The sequence below is a fragment of the Methanobrevibacter sp. genome (assembly GCF_017431965.1).
Lineage (GTDB): Archaea > Methanobacteriota > Methanobacteria > Methanobacteriales > Methanobacteriaceae > Methanocatella.
This window is the reverse complement of the sequence record NZ_JAFRKB010000052.1, coordinates 22,426-30,816: the sequence shown is the minus strand read 5'-3', so window position 1 is coordinate 30,816 and position 8,391 is coordinate 22,426. Positions and strand designations below refer to the sequence as shown.

The window sequence follows — 8,391 nt, the reverse complement described above, 5'->3', positions numbered from 1 at the left end:
TTTTTTGATACATATTTTTTCATCTGCTCTAAAGTTGAATCAAGCCCTGATCCTCCGGCTGTCACGAAGAACTTGACATCCGAAAAATTTCCTTCATTCTGTTTGATGTATGAAAGCAAAGGAGTTGAAGCCTTGCTTGCCCATACAGGTGTTCCAAGATAAACTACATCATAGTCTTGGGGATCGTATTTTAAAGGCTCAAGGTCTATGATCTTTTCTGTGATTGCATCCTTTCCTCCACGGGCATAACCTATCTTTCCCTGATAGTTTACTTTAGGTACAATCTCTTCAATATCAGCGTTCAGCTTGCCTGCAATTTCCTCAGCAAGTTTTTTTGTAATGCTTGTTCTTGAATAATATGCTATTAATGATTTCATTATTATAGTTATAGTATACTAGTATATAAATGTTGCACTAACAACAATTGCAATGGCAACAGTTAATTTTAAATTAAAAAATATTTATTTGATTAGGATATAAACTATTAACATGAACAAAATAAAAATCGCCGAGACAATATCCACAATAACAAATCCTCCGATTATCACAATACCTCTTTTTTTGATAATATGTATTGTATTGTCCTATGAAAATGGAGTTTTCAGTTTAAACAAATTCATTGTTCTCGAGTTGATTTCACTTGTTTTCGCTTCAATTCTGCCGATGGCAATCATTTTGTATTGGGCTAAAAAATTAAATACTGACAAGGACATCTCAAACCGTCAGGACAGATTCACTCCCCTGATAGTGGGCGTTGTATCATATCTGATTGGGTTTTTCATTTCCCTGCTGCTTAATGTCGACCACTTCCTGACTTTGCTTCTTCTTTGTTATGCAGTCAATACATTTATTGTGATGCTTATAACCTTAAAATGGAAAATAAGCGTTCACACCACAGGAATGAGCGGTCCTGTAGGTGCATTGATATTGCTTTTGGGTCCTTTCGGTGCATTATTCGCCATACTTTACCCTATAATGATCTGGTCAAGGGTTCTTTTGGAAAAGCACACTTTGGCTCAGGCAATCTGCGGAGCGGTTCAGGGATTTTTCCTTACAGTACTGGAGATGTATTTATACATGTTTCTCTTCAACATGCCAATCGATGGACTGGTAAGCCTTGAAATGTCAATATTGTATATCCTTGCCATCATAGTCACACCTGTCCTTTTGGGATTGCTCAGCTATTCACATGTTGCAGAGAAAAAAATAGTATTTTACCTGATGGAACTTGTCTTTTTATGGATGTTTCTGATAAACACTCCATTATCCGTTACAGCAATATATGTTGTGATATCCATAACTTCAATTTTGGTCAGCTACTTTGCAGGCGAGGACTTTGTCTGGTTCAGGATTTTGAACTCCTCATAGTCATTTGACGTTATGATGTCCAAAAAGAATTTCCTTTTTACAGGTCCGAGATTTTCGAGATAGTCATCATAATATTGGGTTAATTTAATTGCATCGTAGTCCTTTTTAATTAATGTGTAAAGCTTTTCTTTGTATTTTTCTTCAATGCCCAATAAAGCATATCGAGGACCATTGATTTTAAAGGCAAGCAGGTCAAACTTATACATATCATACCAATCATTTTCTATGAAAATGTCCATCAATATCTGGCCGGCCGGAACGGTATCCAGAAATTTGCTGTCGACAGCCTCGGTAATTGAGCCTTCATGCTTTCGCCTTACATAAAGATGCCTTTTTATTATGGATACCCTTTCTGCATTAAGGAATGTATAAAAGAAGAATGGCATGTCCTCAAAATATATGCCCTCAGGAAACTTTGCATCTATTTGGGATAGAAACTGCCTTTTAAAAATCTTTTGACAGGCGCTTACCGATATGTCAAATAGAAAATCACCGCATTCATGGGGATTGAACACCCTGTTTTCAAAATCCTTTGAGAAATTGTTTAGATTGAACCAGTCATTTTGAGAATAGTTGTTGCCATCATACTTTATTATCTGGAAAATGGATATGTCAGTGTCATTTTCAAAAGAATTTCTGTAAGCTATTTCAAATGCATCATTATAAAACCAATCGTCGCTGTCAAGAAACATCACGTATTCGCCTGTCGCCTTTTCAAGGCCTTTGTTTCGGGCATTTCCGGGACCATGATTTTCCTGATTAATCAGGGTTATCCTTTCATCATCATAACCTCTGATAATGTTTAAAGTACTGTCTGTTGATCCGTCATTTATTATAATCAATTCAAAATCAGACAGTGTCTGGCCTAAAACCGAATCGATTGCCTTTTTGATATACTTCTCGCCATTGAAAACAGGCAAAATTACTGATATCCTTGTCATGAGAATTCCTGTTTTTATCTAAAAGATTTAAGTTTGTCTGCAATTCGTATTACTTTTCTGGATTCGAATTCCTTGATTTTCTTATTCAGCCTTTCATTTTCTTCCAGTAACCTGTTTCTTTCACCGGCATATGATGATATGTCATGCTCTATAAAGATCTTATTTCTCATATTCATAAATTTTATACTGTTAGACATACTATGATGTGTGAATGGTTTTGTCAGATTAATGGAATTCTGCGATTCATCACAGTTGATTTCAAACTTTTTCACGGCACCATTAAACAAGTCATTGTAATCGACCTTAAACGTAAAGTCATTAGTGTTGTCAGTATATTCTACCGGATAGTAGCATCTGTTAAAGTCAATAATATTTTGAATATAAATCTGATCAATTTTATTCACAGATTTGGCTTTAAAAATAAATTCCTTATTGTTGAACCCGATATCTGAAATCTCTATCTGGTTTGAGCTATCATGTTTTGAGTCAATATACAAATAGGAATCATGACCGATATTCAAGTCAATATAGTAATCATCGACTTTAAATGATGTTCTGAGGTTATTTTTTAAAAGGGCTTCCTTTGTAAAGTCATCAAATATATAACAGACCTTGACCATTAATTGTTCCTTATCTTTAAGTAGTGATAGGGGAATAATAATCTGAGGATTTTTGGACATCTTCACTTCCAAAGGATAGTGATTTTCCACATCCACCAGGCTGGCTGAGATTTCATACTTCTCATCTCCAAGATAATTGAGGATTCCATTGAAATCAATGATTAAACTGGATTTGTCATGGTCTACATGCGTTATCCTTACAATTGCTTCTTCATCTTTCAAATCCTCTTTAAAATCAAAATAATTCTTATATTTATCATCAATGAAGGATGGAACAACAGGATTTTCTCGCAAATTTTCCTGTAAATGGGCAAATAATATGAAATTATCATAATCATTATTCTGAACCATTTTAAACAAAACTTTCCTGTATGAATTTAAAGATTCGATTAATTCGGAAGGCATCACTTTAACTATGCGATATATTTTGTCAAATAATTCTTCATAATCCTCTTTTGGATAACAATCAAATCTGGAAATGAAAAAAATCAAATCATGATTCAGCCATTTATGGTATTCCCGATTGAGTATATCCTGACTTACGTCATATTTATCAAGTATCTTTTGAGACAATTCCAAAATTTCCAGTCTGTCCTTAATGTTTTTTACATCGGTTTCCTGCTGGGTAATGGATGAATTGTCATTTCTTAATCTCCAGTAATAAAACGGATCTTTAGATATTGAAATTGCATCGGCAAGTATGTATGATTCAAGGGAAAATAAAATGTCTTCAAAGAGTATTCTTTTATTTATAAACTTAATGTCGTTTTTTTCCAGAAATTCCCTTTTGAAAAGCTTATTGCATGTAATTGTATCCCACAGTATTTGAGGCAAATCGGCAAAAGTCGTCGAGTCAATGTCTTGGCTGATTCCCATGAATGAATTATTAAACAGAAGGACATTTTCCCAGACATTATATCTTGCAAACCTTAATGTTTTTCCAATTACTATATCTGAATCATTGCTTGAAGCCAAATCATACAATTTTTCATATGCCTCTGGGGCAATATAGTCATCCGAGTCAAAAAAGTGTATATAATCCCCTTTGGCGAATTTCAATCCGTAATTTCTGGTAATCGGCAGCCCCTCATTTTCCTTGTGATATGCATAAAAATTAGGATAATCCCAGGCATATCTTTCAATGATATATCTTGAGTCATCAGTTGAACCGTCATCAACCATTATAACTTCAATATCATCAATAATGCTCTGATTCAATATGGATTCTAAAGTTTCGGCTATGTAGTCTTCAACATTATAAACTGGAACAATTACTGAAATTTTCGGATTTGACATGATTAAACACCCTTAGAGTCAAGGAAATACTATTTTACAATTAAAAATATGTAAATGATGATATAAAAATTTTTTTTAAATTAATTTAATAAAAAAAGAAAAAGAAGTACTCAACTAAATGTTTGAGTACCGCTAGTTGGACTTAAATATACAGTTTTTGAATCCAATAATTTTGAATTACTATCATACAGGTTTATCTTTGCAGTATCAGGATAGTAATGATATGCATCGGCACTTGATACCTGAATGTAGCCGTCGGAGTGAACGGTAACAGGAACCATATTACCGTGGTTTAGGGTTGATCCGTCTCTGCTGTACCAAATCTGCACAATTACGCTTTGACCTGAATACTGGGTACCTACATAAATTGAAGCATATGTCTTATCTGATTCGGCACTTCCAGTTGAAAAACTGCCGCTCAATATCCTCATGGAACTTGATGAAGATTGCGGTGTGGCAGTTGACGAAGATGATTGCGGAGTTGCAGCAGTGGATACATTTGCGGCATCTGATGATGACTGTGAATTTCCATTGCCGAACCCTTGCAGATAGATAAACGCGCCAGCCAATACTAAAGCAACAATAACCAAAGCTATGATAATAATTTTAGTTGTATTATCAGATTTTTCACTTTCCATGGAATTTATGAGAGTTCCATGGTCCATTTTCTTATTGTTTAAAGGAGTACCACATTTCTTGCAAAATTTAGCACCCTCATTGTTTTCGCTGTTACAATTAGGACATATCATAAAAATTTACACCATCAGTGATTTGTCACTAATAATACTTTATCCACAATATTAATTAAAGTTATTCATATGTAATTAAAAATAGAAAAGAAGTTAGATATTTGAAAAAATATCTAGTCATAAAATTTACCAAGGAAATCTTTCATCCTTTGGTTTTCGGATGAGAAAACCTCTTCAGGTGAGCCTTCCTCAACAATAACACCGCCATCCATGAATATTATTGTATCTGCCACATTACGGGCAAAGGCCATTTCGTGTGTGACAATAACCATTGTCATATGCTCAGCCGCAAGCTCTTTGATGACAGTCAAAATCTCTCCTGTCAGTTCCGGATCAAGCGCTGAGGTAGGTTCGTCGAAAAATAAGATGTCCGGATTCATTGCCAAAGCCCTGGCAATTGAAACCCTTTGCTGCTGACCCCCTGAAAGTTCACAAGGGTATGCATCTTCCTTATCTTCAAGACCCATTTTCTTTAAAAGTTCGCGGGCGTGCTTAAACACTTCATCCTTTTTTCTTTTTTGAACTCTTAAAGGTGCATTAGTAATGTTTTTCATTACTGAATGATGTGGGAACAGATTGAAATTCTGGAAAACCAAACCGAATGTTCCCTCAAAATCAATTACACCACTGTCTTCCTCTTCCAAACCGGTAATGCATCGAAGCAATGTTGATTTTCCTGAACCTGACGGTCCGATAATGGCTAAAACTTCACCTTTTTCAACACTAAGAGAAATATCCTTCAGGACAACATTATCGCCGAAGCTTTTTTTAAGATTTTCAATTTTAAGCAAACTCATATATATTCCTCCTATTCGTAATAATCAAGCCTTTTTTCGAGATATTCCATTACGAATGCAACAAGCACATTGAATACATAATAGAATAAACCTGCTACCAGCAATGCTGCAATGGATGCATCGGCAGCTGCAATCTGTTTAGCTACTGTAAACATCTCCGGAATTGCAATAACAAATGAAAGGGAAGTATCCTTAACAAGTGTAATTACTTCATTAGTTACAGACGGAAGAATTACCTTAAATACTTGAGGCAATATTATTATGAAAAATGTTTCAAGTCTACTATATCCCAATACCTGTGCAGCTTCATATTGTCCGCTATTGATAGATTCGATTCCTCCTCTATAAATTTCAGCAAAATAAGCCGCATAATTGATGGTAAATGCAATAATAACAGAAATAAACCTATAATCTGCAGAAAGATTAATTCCAAATACATAATAAGGTGCAAAAAATACTACAATCAGCTGTAGCATTAACGGTGTACCTCTCATGATTGAGATATAAATTTTCATTAACCACCTGAGAGGTGCGAACTTACTCATCCTTCCCCCGGCAACAGCTAGACCAAGGGGAAGGGAGAATAAGAGAGTAAGCAGAAATATCTCAATAGAGGTAACCATACCGCTGAGTAATTGTTCAATTACTGTACTCAATATCATTTGATAATTCTCCCTTCTTTAAACTAATAATTTTATGGTTGGATTAGGGCATCTTGTGAGATACCGTATTTTTCAGCAATTTTAGCTACAGTACCGTCTTTAAACATTTCGTCTAAAGTTGCTTGTACTTGGTCTTTTAAAGCGTCATTTCCTTTTTTGAATCCAATACCGTATTTTTCAGTAGTTATGTAGTCATCCAATATTTTGAAGTCGTCGGAGTTGTTTTTGTTTTTGATGTCATATTCAGCAACACCGATATCCATAGCTACTGCGTCACATGCGCCGGATTCCAAGTCCATAAATGCAGTGTTATAGTCAGCCACTTCAGTTAAGGTAGCAAAAGTATCAGCGATAGTTTTGTTGTCACCTTGAAGAGCAGCTAAAGCAGATGAATCTTTTTGTGTTTCAACTGTTTTGTTAGCTAAATCTGCTAAGGAATCAATTCCTGAATCTGCTTTAACAACAATAATTTGTTTGTTGTCGAAATATGGGTTGGACCAGGTGTAGTCGTTTTCCCTGCCGTCAATGGTAAATCCGTTCCAGATACAGTCGATAGAACCGGATTCTAATTCAGCATCTTTTGCATCCCAGTCAATAGGTTGTGCTTTAAATGTCCAGTTGTTTCTTTCACAAACTTCTTTTGCTAAGTCTAAATCGAAACCAGTATAGCTTCCATTGTCGTCCTTATATCCGTAAGGAGGGAATTCAGCATCGAATCCAACAACTAAAGTGTCATTATCGTTTGCAGTTTGATTAGAATCTCCCCCACCTAAAAAGTCAAAAAATCCTGCGCTTGCAGTTCCTAGCATCAATAAAGATACTACGACTAAAGCTAATATTATTCCTATCTTTTTATTCATAAAAAACACCAAATAGTTATAACTATATTTTTGTAGATAAAATCTACTATAATATAATTTATTATTCAATATATTTATGTATTTATATTAAAAATTGAACTAAAAAAAGATTCTGCAAATCACATATAATGTTTTTGCATTTAAATGAAGTGTGAAAGAAGCTATTCCTTCTTCTTCATTTCATTTAATAGGATTAGGTGATGTTCGAGATTGTCCGCGTGCTGCCTTTTGAGAACGTGCAAAATGACACCGGTTAAAAAGATTATTGTTGCTACTATGACAACTGTTGAAATCACAATCAGTGAAGGAATCTTTAAAACGTAGCCTGTCTTGAGAAACATTGAAAAAATCGGGAAGAAGTATATTCCCGCAATTATTAGAAGGATTAAAGATACAGTTGAGAAGAAAAACAACGGCCTTTCGTCACGAATCAAAGCTATAATCATCATGATGACCTTATAGCCATCCTTATAGGTGTTGAGCTTGGATTCGCTTCCTTCAATACGATCCCTATATTCAACCGGTATTTCAATGATTTTAAAATTGTTCAATAAAGCAAAAACGCTCATTTCAGTTTCTATTTCAAATTCTTTTGAGGAGATTGGAAATGATTTGACGAAATTATAGCTGAAGGCCCTCATTCCAGTCATGATGTCATTCAAATCGCTTCTGAAAAAGAGATTGATGAATTTTCGTACCATCCTGTTTCCTGTATTGTGGAACAATCGCTTATTTTGTGTAAAATATGTTGATGACAATCTGTCGCCTATAACCATATCTGCTTTTCCATCCAAAACCAGCTTTTCAAATTCCTTTGCGGCTTCTGCGGGATAGGTGTCGTCTGCGTCAACCATAATGTAGCAGTCCGCATCGATTTCGCGAAACATGGTTCTGACTACATTGCCCTTTCCCTGCTGATATTCATATCTGACGATGGCACCGGCATTTCTGGCTATCTCATCTGAGCCATCTGTTGAGTTATTGTCATATACATATATATCAGCATGCGGCAAAACCTGCCTGAAATCTTTGACAACCTTTTCTATTGTTGCAGATTCATTATAACAAGGAATTAAAACAGCTGTTTTCATCTTACCA

Annotated in this window: 9 protein-coding genes; 1 reads left to right on the top strand and 8 read right to left on the bottom strand. The window is 35.0% G+C overall.

What is annotated here, in order from left to right; all coding sequences use genetic code 11:
- Positions 1-377 (bottom strand): flavodoxin (locus IJI93_RS07830; protein WP_292821901.1); only part of this gene is annotated, 377 nt, incomplete at its 3' end.
- Positions 378-489: 112 nt separating this feature from the next.
- On the opposite strand from IJI93_RS07830, the gene IJI93_RS07825 reads away from it, so the two are divergent.
- Positions 490-1,368, top strand: coding sequence for a hypothetical protein (locus tag IJI93_RS07825; RefSeq protein WP_292821899.1), 879 nt, complete (start codon positions 490-492; stop codon positions 1,366-1,368).
- On the opposite strand, the gene IJI93_RS07820 is transcribed toward IJI93_RS07825, so the two are convergent.
- The 7 genes from IJI93_RS07820 to IJI93_RS07790 all read right to left on the bottom strand — a co-directional run bounded on the left by IJI93_RS07820 (position 1,317) and on the right by IJI93_RS07790 (position 8,384).
- Positions 1,317-2,309: a glycosyltransferase family 2 protein gene (locus IJI93_RS07820; RefSeq protein ID WP_292821897.1), complete on the bottom strand. Its 993-nt coding sequence runs from the start codon at positions 2,307-2,309 to the stop codon at positions 1,317-1,319. The two genes, IJI93_RS07825 and IJI93_RS07820, sit on opposite strands and share 52 nt — an antisense overlap.
- A 14-nt stretch (positions 2,310-2,323) precedes the next feature.
- On the bottom strand, positions 2,324-4,225 hold the full coding sequence (locus IJI93_RS07815) for a glycosyltransferase (protein WP_292821895.1): 1,902 nt from the start codon (positions 4,223-4,225) through the stop codon (positions 2,324-2,326).
- Positions 4,226-4,335: 110 nt separating this feature from the next.
- Entirely contained in the window at positions 4,336-4,974 is a 639-nt protein-coding gene (locus IJI93_RS07810) for a zinc ribbon domain-containing protein (protein ID WP_292821893.1), read from the bottom strand.
- Between the two features lie 113 nt (positions 4,975-5,087).
- Entirely contained in the window at positions 5,088-5,771 is a 684-nt protein-coding gene (locus tag IJI93_RS07805; RefSeq protein ID WP_292821891.1) for an amino acid ABC transporter ATP-binding protein, read from the bottom strand.
- A gap of 11 nt (positions 5,772-5,782) precedes the next feature.
- Positions 5,783-6,433 carry an amino acid ABC transporter permease gene (locus IJI93_RS07800; protein ID WP_292821890.1) on the bottom strand — a complete coding sequence of 217 codons (651 nt, stop codon included), beginning with the start codon at positions 6,431-6,433 and terminating at the stop codon, positions 5,783-5,785.
- A 32-nt stretch (positions 6,434-6,465) separates the two neighbouring features.
- Entirely contained in the window at positions 6,466-7,293 is an 828-nt protein-coding gene (locus IJI93_RS07795) for an amino acid ABC transporter substrate-binding protein (RefSeq protein ID WP_292821888.1), read from the bottom strand.
- Between the two features lie 161 nt (positions 7,294-7,454).
- On the bottom strand, positions 7,455-8,384 hold the full coding sequence (locus tag IJI93_RS07790; protein WP_292821886.1) for a glycosyltransferase family 2 protein: 930 nt from the start codon (positions 8,382-8,384) through the stop codon (positions 7,455-7,457).
- Positions 8,385-8,391: the final 7 nt, after the last annotated feature.